This window comes from Variovorax sp. P4_D9 (assembly GCF_056401695.1).
The window spans coordinates 1-1769 of record NZ_JBFUIU010001301.1; the positions used below are offsets into that span (position 1 = coordinate 1).

3 protein-coding genes are annotated in these 1769 nt (G+C 65.0%); all 3 read right to left on the minus strand.

Features of this window, described 5'->3' with window-relative positions; genetic code table 11:
* On the minus strand, nucleotides 1–550 hold a 550-nt coding region (locus tag AC1DY5_RS54215), incomplete at its 3' end, for a tol-pal system protein YbgF (protein WP_478122457.1).
* 2 nt (nucleotides 551–552) lie between these two features.
* Nucleotides 553–1065 (minus strand): peptidoglycan-associated lipoprotein Pal, encoded by a 513-nt coding sequence (pal, locus tag AC1DY5_RS54220; RefSeq protein WP_478122455.1) that lies wholly within the window; start codon nucleotides 1063–1065, stop codon nucleotides 553–555.
* Nucleotides 1066–1084: 19 nt separating this feature from the next.
* Nucleotides 1085–1769, minus strand: a 685-nt coding sequence (locus AC1DY5_RS54225) for a DPP IV N-terminal domain-containing protein (RefSeq protein ID WP_478122456.1), incomplete at its 5' end; no start/stop codon positions are given.

Sequence of the window (1769 nt, forward strand, 5' to 3'; positions counted from 1 at the left end):
CGTTGTAGTTGCGGGTCGCGTACTGCGCGTTGCCAAGCCAAAACAGCGCCGAGGCGTTGTAGCCGCTTTGCGGATAGCGCTTGACGAAATCGGCAAACGCCGTCTGAGCCTGCGCAAACTGACCGGCGCGGAAGATGCCGAGCGCGGCATCGAAATCGGCCTTCTCCTTGGGATCGGCATTGAACTCGCGTCCGTCGACCGCGACCTTGGACGGCTCATTGGCCTTGGTCCGGTTGTCGGCATCGGCCTGCCGCTGCTGCTGGAGATCGTTGACGGTCTTGATGAGCTGTTCGTTCTGCCCGGTCATGCGCGCCAGATCGCCGCGCATCTGCTCGATCTGGTTCTGCAGGTCGAGCAGGCTGCGCCGGAACTGCGCGCTCTCCTCGCTCTGCCGCTGCTCGGCCTGCTGGCGCATGGTCTCGACCCGCTGGCGCAGATCCAGAATGGCACGCCGCGCCTCGTCGTCTTCGAACAACGCGGCCTGCGCCCCGAGCGAAGCGCACAGCAACACCGCTGCGACGGCGGCGCCGCGCAATGATAGGCCGCGCATCATCAACGGTAGGTGATCTCGGCGCGGCGGTTCTGCGCCCAGGATTCTTCACCGCTGCCTAATGCCGCCGGCTTCTCCTTGCCGAAGCTCACGGCCTCGATCTGGGCGTCGCTGACGCCGACCAGCACCAGCGCACGGCGTACTGCCTCGGAGCGCTTCTGGCCGAGCGCCAGGTTGTACTCGCGGCCGCCGCGCTCGTCGGTATGGCCTTCAATGGAAACGCGACGGTTCGGATTGGCCTTCAGGAAACGTGCATGGCCGTCGATGATCGTCTGGAACTCGGGCTTGACCGTGTAGCTGTCGAAGTCGAAATAGATGATGCGTGCGACACCGACCGGCCCCTGCGCGTTCTGTGCGTTGGGATCGATGGTCACCGGCGCAACGCCGCTGGCGGCCCCGCCCGATCCCTGGCCTGCGCCGGCATCGGTCACCGGCGTCTCGTTCAGCTTGGTGCCCGACGAGCAACCGGCGATCAGCGCCACGATGGCCAACGAATAAATCGTACGTTTCAACATTTCGAACTCCTCAAGTTAATCATTGCTTTTGAAACGGACCCCAGTCCGGTTCCCGAATGTCTCCCGCCTGCCCCGCCAGGCGCGCCTTGATCTTCCCGTCCAGCGTGGTCRTCATCAGCGCCTCGCGGCCCTGGAGCTTGGTGGCATAGACGATCAATTTGCTGTTCGGTGCAAAGCTGGGATTCTCGTCGGCCGTGGTGTCGGTGATCGCCTGCACGTTGCCGGTCGCCAGTTCCATCACGTGGAGTTTGAACCCGCCACCCACGCGAGAGATGTAGGCCAACCACCGGCCATCGCCGCTGACCGAGGGAGAGATGTTGTAGGTTCCGCTGAAGGTCACCCGGGTCGGGTTGCCGCCGCTGGCGCCCATCTTGTAGATCTGCGGCGCGCCGCCGCGGTCACTGACGAAGTAGATCGTGCTGCCGTCGGCCGAGTAGACCGGCTCGGTGTCGATGCTGTTGCTTTGCGTCAGGCGGCGCGGCTCGCCGCCACTGGAAGAGATGGTGTAGAGCTGCGAGCCCCCGTCGCGGCTCAGCGTGACGGCGAGCGTGCCGCCGTCCGGCGCCCAGGCCGGCGCGCTATTGGAACCACGGAAGTTCGCCACCAGCCGGCGCTGGCCGCTGGCCACGTTGTGCACGTAGACCACGGGCTTGCGCGATTCGAAGGACACGTAGGCCAACTGGCTTCCGTTGGAGGACCAGGAG